Source organism: Lentzea cavernae, assembly GCF_014653695.1.
Taxonomy (GTDB): domain Bacteria; phylum Actinomycetota; class Actinomycetes; order Mycobacteriales; family Pseudonocardiaceae; genus Lentzea; species Lentzea cavernae.
Genome location: NZ_BNAR01000008.1, coordinates 40,854 through 57,296, shown reverse-complemented (window position 1 = coordinate 57,296; position 16,443 = coordinate 40,854). Strand labels below are relative to the sequence as shown.

18 protein-coding genes and 1 riboswitch are annotated in these 16,443 nt (G+C 71.1%); of the genes, 7 read left to right on the top strand and 11 right to left on the bottom strand.

Annotated elements, in window-relative coordinates; all coding sequences use genetic code 11:
* Positions 1–32: 32 nt before the first annotated feature.
* The 6 genes from IE307_RS25435 to IE307_RS25410 all read left to right on the top strand — a co-directional run bounded on the left by IE307_RS25435 (position 33) and on the right by IE307_RS25410 (position 4,017).
* Positions 33–611: a TetR/AcrR family transcriptional regulator gene (locus tag IE307_RS25435; RefSeq protein ID WP_191301887.1), complete on the top strand. Its 579-nt coding sequence runs from the start codon at positions 33–35 to the stop codon at positions 609–611.
* Positions 608–1,930: an FAD-binding oxidoreductase gene (locus IE307_RS25430; RefSeq protein ID WP_191301886.1), complete on the top strand. Its 1,323-nt coding sequence runs from the start codon at positions 608–610 to the stop codon at positions 1,928–1,930. The genes IE307_RS25435 and IE307_RS25430 overlap by 4 nt, the downstream gene beginning before the upstream one ends.
* 9 nt (positions 1,931–1,939) lie before the next feature.
* Complete coding sequence (locus IE307_RS25425; RefSeq protein ID WP_191301885.1) at positions 1,940–2,764, top strand: alpha/beta fold hydrolase; 825 nt, start codon at positions 1,940–1,942, stop codon at positions 2,762–2,764.
* A 75-nt stretch (positions 2,765–2,839) separates the two neighbouring features.
* Entirely contained in the window at positions 2,840–3,289 is a 450-nt protein-coding gene (locus tag IE307_RS25420) for a MarR family winged helix-turn-helix transcriptional regulator (RefSeq protein ID WP_191301884.1), read from the top strand.
* On the top strand, positions 3,286–3,681 hold the full coding sequence (locus tag IE307_RS25415) for a DUF5313 family protein (RefSeq protein ID WP_191301883.1): 396 nt from the start codon (positions 3,286–3,288) through the stop codon (positions 3,679–3,681). The genes IE307_RS25420 and IE307_RS25415 overlap by 4 nt, the downstream gene beginning before the upstream one ends.
* Positions 3,682–3,687: 6 nt before the next feature.
* Positions 3,688–4,017: a hypothetical protein gene (locus IE307_RS25410; RefSeq protein WP_191301882.1), complete on the top strand. Its 330-nt coding sequence runs from the start codon at positions 3,688–3,690 to the stop codon at positions 4,015–4,017.
* Here the strand turns inward: IE307_RS25410 and surE are convergent.
* The 10 genes from surE to IE307_RS25360 form a co-directional block, all read right to left on the bottom strand.
* Entirely contained in the window at positions 3,980–4,735 is a 756-nt protein-coding gene (gene surE, locus IE307_RS25405; RefSeq protein ID WP_191301880.1) for a 5'/3'-nucleotidase SurE, read from the bottom strand. The two genes, IE307_RS25410 and surE, sit on opposite strands and share 38 nt — an antisense overlap.
* A gap of 4 nt (positions 4,736–4,739) precedes the next feature.
* Positions 4,740–5,600, bottom strand: a complete 861-nt coding sequence (locus IE307_RS25400) for a 1-phosphofructokinase family hexose kinase (RefSeq protein WP_229905052.1) — start codon at positions 5,598–5,600, stop codon at positions 4,740–4,742.
* Between the two features lie 103 nt (positions 5,601–5,703).
* Positions 5,704–5,889, bottom strand: coding sequence for a hypothetical protein (locus IE307_RS25395; RefSeq protein ID WP_191302200.1), 186 nt, complete (start codon positions 5,887–5,889; stop codon positions 5,704–5,706).
* Positions 5,890–5,913: 24 nt separating this feature from the next.
* Positions 5,914–7,644 carry a beta-N-acetylhexosaminidase gene (locus IE307_RS25390; RefSeq protein ID WP_191301875.1) on the bottom strand — a complete coding sequence of 577 codons (1,731 nt, stop codon included), beginning with the start codon at positions 7,642–7,644 and terminating at the stop codon, positions 5,914–5,916.
* Between the two features lie 46 nt (positions 7,645–7,690).
* Complete coding sequence (locus tag IE307_RS25385; protein ID WP_191301873.1) at positions 7,691–8,500, bottom strand: ECF transporter S component; 810 nt, start codon at positions 8,498–8,500, stop codon at positions 7,691–7,693.
* Entirely contained in the window at positions 8,497–10,053 is a 1,557-nt protein-coding gene (locus IE307_RS25380; protein WP_191301871.1) for an ABC transporter ATP-binding protein, read from the bottom strand. The genes IE307_RS25385 and IE307_RS25380 overlap by 4 nt, the downstream gene beginning before the upstream one ends.
* On the bottom strand, positions 10,050–11,081 hold the full coding sequence (locus tag IE307_RS25375; RefSeq protein ID WP_229905051.1) for a CbiQ family ECF transporter T component: 1,032 nt from the start codon (positions 11,079–11,081) through the stop codon (positions 10,050–10,052). The genes IE307_RS25380 and IE307_RS25375 overlap by 4 nt, the downstream gene beginning before the upstream one ends.
* 58 nt (positions 11,082–11,139) lie before the next feature.
* Positions 11,140–11,925: a hypothetical protein gene (locus IE307_RS25370; RefSeq protein ID WP_191301869.1), complete on the bottom strand. Its 786-nt coding sequence runs from the start codon at positions 11,923–11,925 to the stop codon at positions 11,140–11,142.
* Positions 11,922–12,326, bottom strand: coding sequence for an SCO2322-related protein (locus IE307_RS25365; protein ID WP_229905050.1), 405 nt, complete (start codon positions 12,324–12,326; stop codon positions 11,922–11,924). Before IE307_RS25365 ends, IE307_RS25370 begins: the two co-directional genes overlap by 4 nt.
* Before the next feature lie 8 nt (positions 12,327–12,334).
* The gene (locus IE307_RS25360; protein ID WP_191301865.1) at positions 12,335–13,573 is read right to left on the bottom strand and encodes a prenyltransferase/squalene oxidase repeat-containing protein; all 1,239 of its coding nucleotides are present in this window, start codon (positions 13,571–13,573) and stop codon (positions 12,335–12,337) included.
* A gap of 45 nt (positions 13,574–13,618) precedes the next feature.
* A riboswitch (adenosylcobalamin-variant (AdoCbl-variant) riboswitch) is annotated at positions 13,619–13,690 on the bottom strand.
* Between the two features lie 91 nt (positions 13,691–13,781).
* Between IE307_RS25360 and IE307_RS25355 the strand changes: the two genes are divergently transcribed.
* Positions 13,782–15,350: a DUF6461 domain-containing protein gene (locus IE307_RS25355; protein WP_191301863.1), complete on the top strand. Its 1,569-nt coding sequence runs from the start codon at positions 13,782–13,784 to the stop codon at positions 15,348–15,350.
* Here the strand turns inward: IE307_RS25355 and IE307_RS25350 are convergent.
* Positions 15,331–16,419, bottom strand: a complete 1,089-nt coding sequence (locus IE307_RS25350) for an FAD-dependent monooxygenase (protein ID WP_191301861.1) — start codon at positions 16,417–16,419, stop codon at positions 15,331–15,333. The two genes, IE307_RS25355 and IE307_RS25350, sit on opposite strands and share 20 nt — an antisense overlap.
* Positions 16,420–16,443 lie beyond the last annotated feature (24 nt).

The following is a 16,443-nucleotide window of genomic DNA, read 5'->3' as shown; positions in this document are numbered from 1 at the left end:
CAGATACTGACATTCTTCGCTACGGTGACGCCGTGGACACCTTGACCACGCGGGCCGCGAAGGACCTGCGCACCCGCCTCGCGATCCAAGAGGCGGCCATCGCCCTGTGCCTGGACCAGGGCTTCGCCGCGACGTCGACCAGGGCCATCGCCGATCGCGCGGGCGTCTCCGAACGCACGCTGTTCCGCACGTTCGGCACCAAGGCCGCGATCTTCTGGTACGACGCGTTCCTCAGCCGCGTCGTGCGCTCGCTCGTGCCGGACCCCGACCCCGTCGCCGCACTGTCGGCGGCCGTGCGCACGGCGATCGGCACGATCACGCCGGAGCAGTGGGCGCTGGAACTCGGCCGCCGCGCGGTGATCGTCAAGGAGCCCGACCTGATCGCGACCGGCACGCAGGAGCTCAACACCGGCGCCCTGCAGATCGCGACGATCCTGACGCCGCCGCTCGCCTCCCCCGCACAGGCCTTCGACCTGCTGCTCTTCGCTCGTTTCGCGGTGGCGGGCATGGGCGCGGTCCCGGTCCACGCGGACACCACACCGGTTGCCTGGGGTGCGGATCTGGAACGCGTGGTGCACAAAGCCGCGCACGGCGCGTTGGAGCGTTCATGAAGCTCATCACCGACCCGAACACCCTGGCCGGCCTCAGCCACGACGAGGCCGAGTGGGCGCCCGTGGGCACGCCGCACGCCGCGTTCCGCCCGCAGTCCACTGAGGACGTCCAGGAGGCCGTGAAGCACTGCGCCGACAGGTCGATCCCGATCGTGCCGCGTGGTGCGGGCACGGGTCTGTCCGGCGGCGCCAACGCGACGGACGGCTGCCTGGTCCTCGACCTGAGCAGGATGGACCGGATCCTGGAGATCGACCGGGACAACCTGCTCGCCGTCGTGCAGCCGGGCGTCGTCAACGACGACCTCAAGAAGGCCGTTGCGGCACAAGGACTCTGGTACCCGCCGGACCCGGCCAGCTCTCCGTGGTCGACGATCGGCGGCAACGTCGCCACGAACGCGGGCGGCCTCTGCTGCCTCAAGTACGGCGTGACGCGCGACTACGTTCTCGGCCTGGAAGCCGTGATGGGCGGGCCCGTCCCGTACGGCACGGCGGTGCGGCTCGGCAGGCGCACCACCAAGGGCGTCGCCGGCTACGACCTGACCAGCCTGCTCGTCGGCTCCGAGGGCACGCTCGGCGTCGTCACCGAGGTCACCGTCCGCCTGCGCCCGGCCCCACGGCCGGCCGACACCGTCGTCGGAGCGTTCGACAGCCTCGTCGCCGCAGGTCAGGCCGTTGCCCTCGCGACAGGCCGCGGCCTGCAACCCGCCGCGCTGGAACTGATCGACCGCGCGTGCCTGCAGGCCGTCGAGGACTGGAAGCACCTCGGCATCGAACCGGACACCGAGGCCATGCTCCTGGCCCGCGCCGAGACGCCCGCCGACGCCGACGGCCTCGTCGCGGCCTTCACCGACGCGGGCGCCGCCTGGACCGAGCGGTCCACCGACTCGACCGAGGCCGAAGCCCTCTTCGCCGCCCGCCGCCTCACCTACCCGGCACTGGAACGCCTGGGCCCGTTGCTCACCGAGGACGTCTGCGTCCCGCGCTCGGCCGTACCGGCGATGCTCGCGCGCATCGAGGAGATCGGCGCACGCCACGGCGTCCGCGTCGCCACCATCGCCCACGCCGGCGACGGCAACCTCCACCCGTTGCTGATCACCCCACCCGGCGACGAGAACGCGCGCATCGCGGCACAGGCGGCGTTCGACGACATCATCGACCAGGCCCTGGAACTGGGCGGCACCGTCACCGGCGAGCACGGCGTGGGCCTGCTCAAACGCGACGGCATGATCCGCGAACTCGGCCCCGAGGCGCACGCCGTCCACCAGGCCGTCAAGCACGCGCTCGACCCCCTGAACCTCTTCAACCCCGGCAAGGCCTAAGGAGTTCGCATGCTCGTTCCCGTTGACGGCGGCAACCTGACCGTCGAGATCCACGACGGCGACACCGCGCCCGTGCTGGCGATCCACGGCGTCAGCGGCAGCCGCAAGCTGTGGAACTGGGTCGCCGCCCACGGCATCTCGCTCATCGCCCCGGACCTGCGCGGCCGCGGCGACAGCGCCTCCCTGACCGGCGGCACCATGAAGCAGCACGCCGACGACATGGTTCGCGTCCTCGACGCCCTGGACCTCGACTCAGTGACCGTGGCCGGCATGTCGATGGGCGGCTACGTCGCCGTGGACCTGGCCGTGCGCCACCCGGACCGAGTGCGCGCGCTCGTGCTCGTGGACGGCGGTTTCCCCATGCCCATGCACGCGCAGATGACCGAGGAGATCCTCTCGGCGGCTCTCGCCCCTCAACTCGCCGCACGTGAGCGCACCTGGACCGTCGACGAGTACCTGGCAGTCCAGGCGATGGTGAACAAGGCCATCGACCCCACCGACTCGTTGATCCGCGAGTACTTCGCCCACGACCTGACTCCGGACGGCCACCTGGCGCTGTCCGGCGAGACGCTGCTCACCGACACGCGCGATGTCGTGTTCGGCACCTCGCGGTGGCAGGAGCTGACCGTGCCGACGTGGTTCGTGCACGCCGAGTGGAGCACCGGGCCGGGCAGCGCGCCCGCCTACAGCCCTGAGCAGGCGGCCGGGTTCCGGGCCGCGCTGCCGGTGTTGCGGGAGCCCGTGCTGATCGGCGGGGTCGACCACGGTGGCACGGTGATGACGGCGGCGGGTGCGGCTGTGACCGCCGAGGTGATCGCGGAGGCGCTGAAGTGAGCTACCGGCACCACGCCTGAGCTTCGCACCACACCTCTTGGACTCGAGCCTGTTCCCGAGATACCGTGTACACAAATGATTAGTACACCAAGCATCCCGGAGAACCCGCTCGAACTCGAGCGGCAGGTTTGCTTCGCCCTCGCCGTGGCATCCCGCACGGTGATCGCGGTCTACCGCCCGATCCTGGAGCCGCTGAACCTGACGCATCCCCAGTACCTGGTGATGCTGGCGCTCTGGGAGCGGTCGCCGCGCACGGTCAAGGACCTGAGCAGCGCCCTGCAGCTCGACCCCGGCACCCTCAGCCCGCTGCTCAAGCGGCTGGAGGCGATCGGGTACGTCGAGCGCCAGCGGGACAAGGCCGACGAGCGCGCGCTCGCGTTGACCCTCACGGACGAGGGCACCGAACTGCGCAAGGAAGCGCTCAAGATTCCCTTCAAGGTCGTGGAGCAGCTCGACATGACGTTCGAAGAGCTCGCGCAGCTGAACCAGGTGCTGCACAAGGTGATCGCGAAGGCCACCCGATGAACCCGGCGTTGAAGGCGTGGTACTACGCGGGCGGCAGGCTTCCGCAGGAGTACAGGCAGTTCGTCTACGACGACGTGACCGGGCCGAAGTGGTTGCTGCGCTTCACGGTGCGCAGTCTGGTGCAGGTCACGCCGTTGACCGCGGTCATCGCGCTGGCCCTGGTGTTCGGGCTCGGCTCGCCGTGGCCGCTCGCGATCGCGTGCGGTGGGCTCGGTTTCGTCGTGGGGCTGTACTTCGCGCTGTCCTATGCACCTGAAAGTGTGGACCATCGTCTGACGAAATACGGGTATCCCAGAGGTTCAGCAACCCAGGGGCGTCGAGAGCGGAACGCCTCACAGGACCGCGAGAAGCAGGCGAAGTACGACGCGGTCTGGCGGCGATCCGAGGGGTGACGACCTATGGCCTTGTCGAGCGACCAGTTCGAGTTCACGAGGCCACAGGCGCTCACACTCACGGCGGGCGTGCTGCAGCTCGCCTTCGGGTGGCTGGACCTGTTCGGGCTCAACCCCAGCTACCGCGTCGTCCAGCTCGGTGTCGGGGTGATGGGCATCGTGATGGCGTGGCGGCTCGTCCACGCGCGGATGTACGGGCTCCTGCTGTTGCTGGGGTTCGGGATCCTGGCGTTCTCCCTGGACGGCATCACGACCGAGGGTTTCCTCGGGGTGCGGACGGCGTTGATCGGGCTCGTGATCACGCTGGCCAGGCCGGCAAAGCGCGCTCCGGGCTGACGTCGCGCTCGACCGAACGCAGTGCCGTCAGCGTCGCGAAACCCTCTGCCAGCAACGCGGTGTCGGTGCCCGGCACGAGCGACTGCTCGGCGTAGACGTGCACGAGTTCGACCTCGCCGTCGCCCCTGTCGTCCACGCGGCTCTGCACGGTGCCGAACCGCGCGAGCTCGGCCCAGCGGAGCCCGCGCACGCCGGCGATGTTCGGCACGTTGAGGTTCAGCACCGAGGCGTCCGGCATGTCCAGCAGCACCGGCAGCACGACGCGCACCACCTCGCCCGCCTCGTCCCACAGCGGTTCGGGTTCGTCCAGCCCGACGTCGAGCGACACCGCCATCGACGTCACGTCGTTGAGGTGCCCGGTGAGCGCCGCGCCTACGGTGCCGGAGTGCAGGACCGCGCGGCCCACGTTCGCGCCGAGGTTGATCCCGGACAGCACCACGTCGGGCTTGCCGCCGAAACCGCCGCGGCACGCGATGAGCGAGATCAGCCCCGGATGTGCCGCGACGGCGTAGGCCTCCACGTCGAGGCCGGGCAGCGAGCGGCGTTCGCTGACCACCCGGCCCGAGTCGCCGATCGCCGCGACCGACGCGCTGGTGCCGCTGGCCTGCGAGACGGGCGCCGCCACCACCACGTCCAGGCCGGAGTCCAGGGCGGCGGCGGCCAGGGCGGCCAGGCCGGGCGAGTCGATTCCGTCGTCGTTCGTGATCAGCGCGCGCATCCGCTCATTCCTCGATCGGCTCCAGTTCCACGCGTTTGCTCAGCTCGCGCACGGCCTCTCCGCTGCCGCTGCCCAGGCCGTGGCGCGTCACGTTCACCGCGCCGGCGGCCGCGCCGAGCTTCACCGCGTCCGTCAACGACATACCCAGCGCGAGGCCCGCTGAAATCCCCGCGGTCATCGAGTCGCCGGCGCCCCGCGTGTCGACGGGCTCCAGCTTCGGCATCTTCACGAGGTACAGCTCGTCCTCGAGCAGCGCCAGCGCCGGTTCGTCGGCACGCGACACCACCACTCCGTGCACGCACGAATCGGCGATCTCCCGGGCCTTCTGGATGAGCTTGGGCAGCTCCTCCTCGCCCAGTTCCTCGTGCGACACCTTCACGACGTGCGGGCCACCGCGCACCGCTTCGGCGAGCCGGTCGTGCGCCAGGTCGACGATCACGCGGCAGCCGTTGCTGGTCAGGTCGGAGGTGAGGCGGTAGTACGTCTCGTGGGGCAGCACGCGGTCGTCGGACGGTCCGCTCAGCACCGCCGTGCCCGCGCGGATCCCTTCGACCAGCGCCAGCTCGTACACGTCGTCGAGCTCGTGGCGGGACAACGCGTCCGGGAGCATCTCGACCATCTCGGACCTGCTGCCGTCACGGCGGTCATGCACGTAGGAACCGTTGCGCGCGGCCACTTCACGTGCGCGCAAGTCGACGTTCTCGCCTTCTAACAGGGTGCGCAGCACACGGCCTGTCTCGCCGCCGAACGTCGCGCAGACGACGGCCTCGACACCGAGGGCGGCGATCATCCTGGACTGCCAGAAACCCTGGCCGCCGGCGTGCAGGTGCACGTCCGGCTCGCCATCGAGGTCCTCGACGGTCACGGTCAGTTGGGGGGACGGGGCAAATACGGCAACTCGGGCATCCACGACACACTGGTACCCGGTGCGGGCGAACGATATTCGCCCGCACCGGATGAATCAGACATCACGCCCCGGAGCCGCCGGTCGGGTCGTCCCCGTCCTGCGGTGCGGGCGCACCGCCCGGCCCCATCTTCTCGTCGGCGCGCCACTCCCCCGGCTGCGTCATCTCGCGGTACTCGTCGACCTCCTGGGGAGTCGGGTCGACACCGGCCTCTTCGGCGAACTCCTCGGCCACTTCAGGATCAGTCATGGTCGAGCGAGTACCCCGGAGGCCTCAGCAAACGCCTCCGTCGCGCCAGACGCCCCACTGGCCGGTGGTGCCGGGCTCCTCGCCCCGCGTCCACCACCCCGCGGTCCACTTCTTGCCGTTGTGCGACACGACGTTGCCGCCCGTGTAGACCTTGTCGCGCTCCCACGCGGGCTGCGTGCACGGACCGGGGCCCGGCCCGCCGCCGGTGTCCCACGGGACCTGCGTGGACTTGTAGAAGTTGATGCCCATGGTCGTCCAGCGCGGGCCCTGGTTGCCCAGGCGCACCTTGAACTGGTCCCAATTGTGCGTCGACCACGGCGACCAGGCCAGTTCGGCGATGGCGCCGAGCCTCGGGAACGCCATGAACTCGATGTCCTGCCCCGTCACGATCGTCTCGCTCCACAGCGGGGCCTCGACGCCGTGCACCGCGGACTCCGGAACACCGCTCAGGTGCGTGCCGGGGTTCCAGTCGTAGGCGGTCTGGACCTCGATCAGGCCCGCCCACGACAGGCCGAGCGGCGTGCTGGAGTTGTACTTCATGTCCAGGTACGCCTTGTTCGCGGGCGACATGATGACCTTGTTGCCGCGCGCGGCCGCAGCCTGCACCACGGCATTGGACGTCGAGGTGCCCCAGTACTGCGGGATGGTGGCGGTGTCGGTCGTGGTCTTCACGAACTCGTGCCAGCCCAGCGCCGTCTTGCCGTACTTCTTCACGATCGGCAGCGTGCGGTCCATGAACGTCTGGTAGTCCGCGTCGGGCGTCGAGTGCGCCTCGTCGCCGCCGATGTGGAAGTACGGGCCGGGCGTGAGCGCCGCGATCTCGCGGATCACGTCGTCCACGAACTGGTAGGTGAGCTCCTTGCCCACGCACAACGAGGAGTAGCCGACCTCGATGTCCGTGCGCAGCGCCGGGGCCTGGCCGTTGCAGTTGAGCTCCGCGTAGGACGCCAGGGCGGCGTTGGTGTGGCCGGGCAGGTCGATCTCGGGGATCACCGTGATCTTGCGCGAGGCCGCGTACTGCACGATCTCGCTGTACTGCGCCTTGGTGTAGTAGCCACCGGGTCCGCCGCCGACCTGCGTGCTGCCGCCGTACGTGGCCAGGCGCGGCCAGCTGTCGATGACGATCCGCCAGCCCTGGTCGTCACTGAGGTGCAGGTGGAAGTAGTTGATCTTGTACAGCGCGAGCTGGTCGATGTAGCGCTTGACCGTCTGCACCGGGTGGAAGTGGCGGGCCACGTCGAGCATCGCGCCGCGGTGGGCGAAACGCGGGTGGTCGACGACCAGGGCACCCGGCACGGTCCACGGCCCGGCCTGCGCGGTCGTGCTCTCCACCTTGGCCGGCAACAGCTGCCGCAGCGTCTGCACGCCCGCGAACAGGCCTTCCGAGGTGTTCGCGCGCAGGACGATCGAGTTCGCCGCGACGTCGAGCTGGTAGCCCTGCTGGCCCACCGAGCCCGGTGCGCCCGAGAGCAGCAGCGAGATGCCGTCCGACGGGGTCCCGGACGTGTCGGAGACCGGGAACGCGTAGCCGGTCGAGGGGCGCAGCACCCCGGCGAGGAAGGTGCCGACGTCCCGCGCGGCAGGGGCTGTGTAGATCTTCGTGGCGGTCGTCAGCGTGTGCGTGACACCACTTCTGGCCTGCACCGACACCGGAACCGGCACCAGGCTCTGCAGTGGTTCCGCGGCTTGCGACTGCGCGCTCACGGACAGCGCTGCGGTGACAGCGATGACCGCGGCGAGAACACGAGTTCTCACGACTCCTCCTCACGAGTCGGGGGCGGCGACCCTGCCTCCAGCGTGCTCAAACATCCCTTTTGCCGTCAATGGTCTGGGCCAATTCTTTGTTCGAGACAGGCTGGAAAGCAGCCTTCCGGGCGGCTCTGCGCAGCGTCCGGAGCAGCACGGGCGCCGTCACCGCGACGAGAACGGCGGTCGTGACGGCCCGCATGAGGTCCCAGCCGAGCGACGTGGCCAGCGTGAAGGCTGCCAGCCGCACCAGGTTCGTGCCCGGTGAGGAGTCCGGGTCGAAGCTGACGGACGTGCCCTCGCCGACCGCGAACGGCCAGAACGACAGGTTGAGCAGGAAGCCGTAGACGAGCGAGCTCACGACGCCGTAGAACGCCAGCAGCGCGATCTCGGCCTTGCCGCGCCACTGCGGCAGGAGCCCGGCGCCCAGGGCCACCCAGGCCGCGCCGAGCATCTGGAACGGCAGCCACGGCCCGACCCCGCCGGTCAGCAGCGCCGAGGCGAACAGCGTGGTGTTGCCGAGCACGAACCCGAACCCCGGCCCGAACACGCGCCCGCCGAGCACCATCAGGAAGAAGACCGTCTCGATGCCCGCGGTGCCCGGTCCGAGCGGCCGGATCGCGGCGCCCAGCGCGGACAGCACGCCGAGCATCGCGATCGCCTTGGAGTCCATGCCCTTGTCGCTCAGCTCGGCCAGCACGACCGCGAGCACCAGCGGCAGCAACAACGCGAACGTCCAGGGCGCGTCGCCGCCGCGCGCGATGTCGCTCGACGGCGCGACGAACAGCGGCCAGGTGAACGCGGCCAGCCCGATCGCCCCCGAGACGACCAGCGCGGCCGCCGAGCGCCTCCTGATCGCGATCACAGGGCCGCCTCGACGTCCGCGACCGTCAGCCACGGCCCGAGGACCTTGCTGACCTGCGGCGCGAAGATAGGTGACGACGTCACGACCTCGCGCGCCGGACCGTCCGCGACGACCTCGCCCTCGGCCATCACGATCACGCGGGTGGCGTACTCGGCGACGAACTCGACATCGTGCGTGGCGAGGACCGTGGTGGTGGGCAGGTTCTTCAGGACTTCGGCGAGCGCTTCCTTGGCCGGGTAGTCGAGGCCGCGCGTCGGTTCGTCGAGCAGCAGGACCTCCGGGGCGCCGGTCAGCATCACCGCGAGCACCAGCGCGAGCCGCTGGCCCTCCGACAGGTCGCGCGGGTGGGCGTCCTGCGACACGGAGGCGAGGCTGTCGAGAAGGGTCCGGCACGTTCCGGCGGGCCGGCCGGTCTCGGTGTCGGCCTGGGCGCACTCCTGCGCGACCGTTTCGAGGTAGAGCAGGTCGGAAGGCTGTTGCGGCACGAGCGCGACGGTCTGTCGGCGTTGCGCGGGCTTGAGCGTCCTGGGGTCGGTGTCTTTGACCGTGACGGTGCCGGACGTGCGTTTCCCGCTGCCCTGCACCGCCCAGAGCAGCGACGACTTGCCGGAACCGTTGCGGCCCATGAGCGCTATCCGCTCGCGCTTGCCCGCGGTGATCGACACCCCGCGCACGGCGTGAACTTCTCCATACCGCACAACGACATCGCGTGCTTCGAGGACGGTCTCGGTCTTCGCGATGGCCTCGGGCTCCGGTTCGGGGAGGCGGGCGCGCAGCGGTGCGGCCAGGCGGCGTGCGTCGCGGACCGAGACCGGGACCGGCTCCCAGCCGGCGACCTGGGCGAGCCGGACGACGGGCGGCGCGACCGGTGCCGTCGTGAGGATCTCGCCGACGCCGCCGATCCTCCCTTCCGGCAGGAGGAAAGCGCGGTCGGCGTACTGCGCGACGCGTTCGAGGCGGTGTTCGGCGATCACGACCGTCATGCCGAGGTCGTGCACAAGTCGTTGCACGGCAGCGAGAACGTCCTCGGCGGCGCCTGGGTCAAGTGCGGAGGTGGGTTCGTCGAGGACGAGGACCCTCGGGTGGGCGGTGAGCGCGGCGCCGATCGCGACCCGTTGCTGCTGGCCGCCGCTGAGTGTCGCGAGTGGACGGTTTCGGAGCGCGGCCAGGCCCAGCAGGTCCAGGGTCTCCTCGACGCGCTTGCGCATCACGTCGCCGGACAGGCCGAGGGACTCCATCGAGTAGGCGAGCTCGTCCTCGACGTTGTCCGCGACGAAACCCGCGACCGGGTCCTGGCCGACGAACCCGACGACGTCCGCGAGCTCCCGCGGCGGGTGCGTCGCGGTGTCGCGGCCGTCCACCAGCACGCGTCCGGCCAGGGTGCCGCCGCTGAAGTGCGGGACCAGGCCGTTGATCGCGCGCAGGAACGTGGACTTGCCGGAGCCGGTGCGGCCGACCACCAGGCACAGCTCGCCCTCGGGGATCTCCACGGAGAGGTCCGCGAGCACGGGCCGCTCGGCGTAGGTGATGGTGACGTCCTCGAACCTGATCATGTTTCCCTCGCGATCACCACGGGTGCCAGCGCCAGGAGAACTCCCAGCGCGGGGACCAGCGGGAGTTCCGGTGCCTGCAGGGGGACCGTGGACGGCGACAGTGCCGGATCGGCCGAGAACACCAGCACGACCGCCCCCGCGACGCCGCTCACCGCCACCCCGATCGCCCTGGGCGTCCACCGGTCCGGCCGGTACCGGGTGCGCGGCACGCGGCGAGCCCCGACCTTGAGGCCCGCGATCGCCAGCACACCGCCGGCCACGAGCAACGGCCAGCCGGTGTAGGCGCCCGCGAGCAACCCGTACGTGCCGATGCAGATCCCGAAGAGCCCCGCCAGCACCAGCGCCCCGGTCAGCGCCCGATCCCCGCGCGAGATGCCGGCCGTGCGCCCGTACCCGCGCGAGTCCATGGAGGCGGCGAGCACCAGCGAGCGGTCGAGCGCGTCCTCCAGCACCGGCACCAGCATCGTGCGGATCGCCCGCGCGCCTTTCGCCGTGTCCCCGCGGAGCTGCCGGGCCCTGCGCACCGACCGCGCGGACGCGACCAGTTGCGGCGCGACGGTCAGCGCCACCACCACGGCCACGCTCACCTCGTACAGCGCGGCCGGCAACGACCGGAGCAGGCGCTTGGGGTTCGCCAGCGCGTTGGCCGCGCCGACGCAGCTGAGGATCGTCGCGAGCAACAACCCCTGGTACAGCGCGAAGACCATGCCCTCCGCCGTGACCGGGCCGCCGACGCGGATGCCCTGCGCCCAGTCCGGGAGCGGGACCTGCGGCAGGGTGAAGAGCACGGTCGGGCCCGTGACGCCGCCCAGCAGCGCGTGCACGAGCACCCGCAGGCCGATGATCAGCAGCCCGAACTTGAGGAACACGCCGTAGGTACCGGCCCACGGCGTGTTCGCGCGGCACGTCACGACGACCACGCCCGCCACGGCGAGGACCAGGCCCAGCAGCAACGGGTTGGTGGTGCGGCTGGCGGCGGTGGCGAGGCCGAGTGCCCACAGCCACCACGCGCCGGAGTGCAGCTTCACGCCCCGATCACCGCTCCCGCGACCACGCGCCGGATGCTGCCGAGCGCTGAACGCGGCCTCATTCCTCTTCCGCAGCGCGGCGCCGACGGGCCACGAGCACCCCGGCCACCACCAGTGCCGCGATCACCAGCACCCCCAGCAGCGTCCACAGCCAGCCGGTGCCGGACTTCTCCTGCACCTGCCGGGACTTCTCCGCGACAGCCGGAGCCGACGTCTGTCCCGCAGCCGACGACGACGGCCCGCTCGACGAAGGCGCAGCCGACTCCGAGGAAGACGGCGGCGCGGCCGTCGACGAAGCAGGTGCGGTGGTCGTCGTGGTCACCGCGGGCGGTTGCTGCTGCCCAGGTGGTTGCTGTGCCGGAGGCTGCTGAACCGGTGGTTGCGCGGGTGGTTGCTGGGGTGCGGGCGGGGCGGGAGCGGCGGGCGGGGCGATGCCGGGTTGTTCCCCGGCGCCGAAAGCCCATCCCTGCACGGTTCCGCGGGCCGGCACGTAGGTCGCCGCGCCCTGGTTGCTGTACGTCCACGAGCCGCCTGCCGGTGCGTGCCAGTACGACCAGTACGCGGTGGCGGGTGAGGCGTTGACGCACTTGTCGGCGTCCGTGCCCGGCCTTCCGTTGATGCGGCAGACGAAACCGGCCTGCCGCGACGCGTAGGTGTAGCCGAAGCCGGCCGCCGTCAGCGCCGCGGTCCCGGAGGCCGGGCTGCCCGGCGCGCAGCCCTGCTGCACGCCTCCGCCGAGGCCGCGGTAGTCGACGACGACGGTCACGCCGTCGCATCCCGCGGCCCGCGCCGGCACCGGTGCGAACGCGATCACCAGTGCCAGCGCGAAGAAGAGCCTCCTCACGGAGTGGCCGCCGGGGCGACGCCCGCGCCGAACGACCAGCCCTCGACGGTGCCCGGAGCCGGGTTGTAGCCGCCGGCGCCCGAGGAGCTGTAGGTCCAGGAGCCGCCGGGCGTCGCGTGCCAGTACGACCAGTACGCGCTGGTCGTGGGCGTGGTGCACGGGTTCGGGAGCAGGTTGATCCGGCACACGAAACCGGGCTGGCGCGGCACGAACGAGTACGTGAAGCCGGCGCCGGTCAGCGCGGTGAGGCCGGTGGTGGGATCGCCCGCGGCGCACCCGGTCTGGACGCCTCCGCCCAGCGCGGCGAAGTCCACGACGACCTTGACGCCCTCGCACGGCGCGGCGGAAGCCGGTGACGTGACGGCGAACGAGCTCGCGACCAGCGCGAGGACAGCGAGCATGCGGCGCATCACGCACCTACCTTCCGGCGACGGGAGACGAGCAGGAGAACGGCGCCCGCGAGCACCGTGGAGGAACCGAGCAGCGTCAAGGGCACGGCCTGGCCGGGCCCCGTGGCGGCGAGCGGCGGAACGGCCGGGGTGTCGGGACCGGCCGGAGCGGGCGCGGGCGGCTCGGACGAGGCCGGCGGCTCCGGCGAAGGGGACGGCGACGGAGAGGGCGACGGTGGCGTGGTCGTGGTGGGAGGCGTTGTGCCGCAGTCGATCGCGGGCACACCGGCGGTCGCGGACGACGCCGACACGTCGGCGAGGCTCACGCGGGCGAGGCCGAGCATCGCCTGCGCGGTGGCGCGGATCGCCGGGTATTGCTCATAACCCGCGGCGTCATAGGCAACGGCACCGCGTTGCGCCTCGGGCCCGGAACAGCCGACCTGCAACGACCGCAGGTACGCGACGGCCTCGTCCGCGTCCGCGGCACGACCGCCCGCGACGAGCGCGCCGATCGCGAGACCCGTGCTGTTGGCGTTGGACCCGGCGGTGGCCGACGGGAACCCGCCGTCCGCCTTCTGCTGTCCCGCGAGCCACGTCAGGGCCTTCGGCGAGGCGGTCTTCTCGCCCACCGCCAGCAGGGCCTGCAGCACCATCGCCGTTCCGTCCACATCGGACTTGCACGTCGGCTGCGCGAACGCGATCGGGAAACCGCCGTCCGGGCACTGCGTGGAGACCTGGTACGCCACCGCCTCGTCCGACGGCAGGCCCGCGCGCTTCAGCACGATGATCGCCAACGCCTGCGTGAACGCGTTGGTCTGCTCCGCGGCGGGGTCCGCCGACGCGTCGCGGTAGCGGCCCGACGCGTCCTGCAACGGCGCGAGCCGCTCCAGCAGGTCGACGCCCGCGAACGCGTGCGGGTCGGTGCCGAGCGTCTGCGCGACGAGCGCGAGCTTCACCAGGCCACCGACGTACGACTCGGTCTCGCCGTCACCGACGAGGAACTCCAGCTGCTCGGGCCGGGCGAGCCAGGCGGCGGCCTTCGTGGCCGTCGACTTGCCGACCCCCGCGGCGGCCAGCGCGTAGACGCCGTCCGCGGTCAGACCCGGATCGGGCAGGTCGGGGCCCTGCACCAGGTGGTCGCCGCCGGCGAACTGGCCGGCCAGCCACGTTCCCGCCGACGGCGGCTCCGCTGCCTGTGCCTGCGGTGTCGCCACCAGCGCGGTCGCCATCACGGCGACCAACGCGGATCTCCTGATCACTACGCCTCCCTGCCCGCTGTCCTCGACGGGTTGGTGGAGCTACCGCACGCCACGGGCAGTCGGACTATCACCGTTGCGGGTCAGTGCCGGAGTTGCACCGGCTTCCCCCGCGGCGTGCGGATGCTGTTGTCAACCCAGGATCGTGCGGGAGGGATCAATTCGAGTCAAATGGCTGTGAGCTGGACCATTGATCGGCACAATCGGGGACGTGGGGGAATTCGAGAAGCTGATCACCGGCGCGGCTCCGTCGATCGAGGCCCTGATCCCGGCTGGACCGGCGGCGGAGCTGGGCCGGCACACCGCGCGCAGGAGGCCCGACGACTTCTACGCCGGATCGGTCGCGCAGAAGGCGTTGCAGCTGTTCCCCGGCCTGGTGGCGGAACGGCTGCTGGGCGCGCTGGAGCTGGCCGTGGCCCGGCTGGACCTCACCGCGCCCGCCGGCCTCGTCGCGGGGTTGCGGCCGTTGCCGGACGGCAGCGGCTTCGTGCTGGTGTCGATGAACGGCCAGAGCGCGATGGCGACCCCGATGACCATGGTGAACGCGGTGCACCCCGGAGCCGTCGATCTGATCGTGGAGCAGGTGCGCGCGCTGTCGCCGGACCAGAGCGGTGTCACGGGTGACGAGGCGGGTATCGCCGCCCGGCGCGGAGCCGCGCACCTGGCGGTGGCCGTGGTGGTGTCGAGGGCGGTGCTCAACGCGCTCGGCACGCCCACCGCGGCTGATCCGGCCGCGGTCGTCGGGATCGCACTGGGCGCGACCGTCGAGCTCCTGCCGGACGTCCCCTTGCCGCTCGCGTACGCGCAGGCGGTGCTGGAGAAGCGGCGGGCCGAGTACCAGGGCTCGTCCTGGAACACGACGGTGCCGGTGTTCGACCACGAGTTCGTGTTCGCGGAGGAAGCGAGCCTCCCCGGCACCGACTTCACGACGACAGGGGTCGTCACGGCGATCGACACCGGTTTCGCCGTGCGCACCGGACTCGCGCAGGGCTCCGTGGCGGTGTCGGTGCGCGTGACGCTCGACGAGCCGGGAGAGCCGGAGATCGCGCAGTGGGACGAGGTCGCCGAGGCGAGCTTCACCGCCGTGAAGGGCGACGCCCGGCTCGGTCACAGCGGGATGCCGCCCTGGCCGGGTGAGTTCCGCGTGCGGGTCCACGCGCACGGCCGCGACGGGGACGACGACGAGAGCCACCACCTGCTGATCTGGCCCGCCCCGCACGCGGAACCGCTGGTGCACAAGAAGACCGACCGGGTCGGCCACCGCCTGCGCGGCGAGCCGGAGCCCCCGGTGACCCTCTCCCCCGAGGCCTCACTGCGGTGGTTGCCGGCCCTGCTCGGGGTGGCGGCGACCGTCACCGTCGTCACCGGTCTCGGCGTCGACGACGTGGTGGGCGCCTTCGAGGAGAACGCGATCGCCGTCGAGATCGACGGTGGCGTGGTCGTGCTGGAGCTCGACAACTACGTCGGTACTCGCGGTGAGGTGCTGGAACGTCTCTCCCGCGGCGGAAAAGCGGCCAGCCACTTCTGGAACGTCAACAGCGACAGGTGCCTGTCGTTCGCGCGGGGCGGCGGCGTCCTGTTCTCGGCCGAACCGTGGGAGGACACCGACTTCGGCGACGACCCGGAGGTCGTCGCCGCCCTCGACGGGCTCGATTTCGGCGTGTGGCGGCACAAGGAGGCCAAGGGGATCACGGCGGTCACCCGCTTCACCGGCACCGTGCTCCCCCAGGACGACCTCACCGCCGCGGTCCGGGAACTGTTCAGTAGCCGGGAAGACTGAGGCTGTTCACGACCTCGGCGAAATCGTCGGTGGGCGCGCCGCCGTTGGCCTGGTTCCTCAGCGCGATCTCCTGGTTCGCGAGCACGTACGGCCGCAGGACCTCCTCGTAGCGCTGGAAGGCGTTCACCGGGTCCTTGGCGAGCTCACCGGCGAGCACGTACGCGCCGACGAGCGCCATGCTGGTGCCCTGCCCGGACAACGGCGAACCGCAGTACCCGGCGTCGCCGAGCAGCACGACGTTGCCGCGCGACCAGGAGTCCATCCGGATCTGGCTCATCGAGTCGAAGTGGAAGTCCGGCGCCTCCCACATGTGCTTCAACGCGGTCGGCCACGCCCACCCGGCACCCTCGAACTTCTCGGCCAGCAGACGGCGTTGCGCGTCCACGTCGCGGTGGTCGAAGTCCACCTCGCCGTAGAAACCCATGTAGACACGGCATTCCGCGTTCGACCGGGCGCTCATGATGCCACCGCCGACGACCTCGCCCTGCTGGAACGTCTGCCAGTGGTCGAGTCCGAGGAAGTTCGGCGCGGTGAAGACGGCGAGGTTCATGCCGAGGTGCGTGATGAAGTCCGCCTCGGGCCCGAAGACGAGCCTGCGGACGTTGGAGTGCAGGCCGTCCGCGCCGACGACCACGTCGAAGTCGCGCGGGGCGGCCTTCTCGAACGTGACGCGGGTGCCGTCGATCGAGGTGATCGTGTCGTCGAACAGGTACTCCACGCCGTCCACCGCGTCGAAGAGCATCCGGGCGAGGTCGTCGCGCAGCAGCTCGACGTCGGGACTCGCCAGGTCGCCGCCGCTCAGGGTGTGCGTGGTGGAGCGGAACAGCTCGTTGCCGTCGGCGTCGACCACGTTCATGCCGCGCATGTTGGTGCTGGACGACCGCAACTGGTCGCCGAGGCCCATGCGTTCGACGACCTCCAGCGCCGGACCGCGCACGTCGATGGCCTGGCCACCGGGCCGCATGCCGCGATGGCGCTCGACCACCGTGACGCTGAAACCGTGGTGCCGCAGCCAGTACGCGAGCGCGGGTCCGCCGATGCTGGCGCCGGAGATCAGGACGTTCTTCACGGTGGTTCCCCCTGTGAGTCGGTG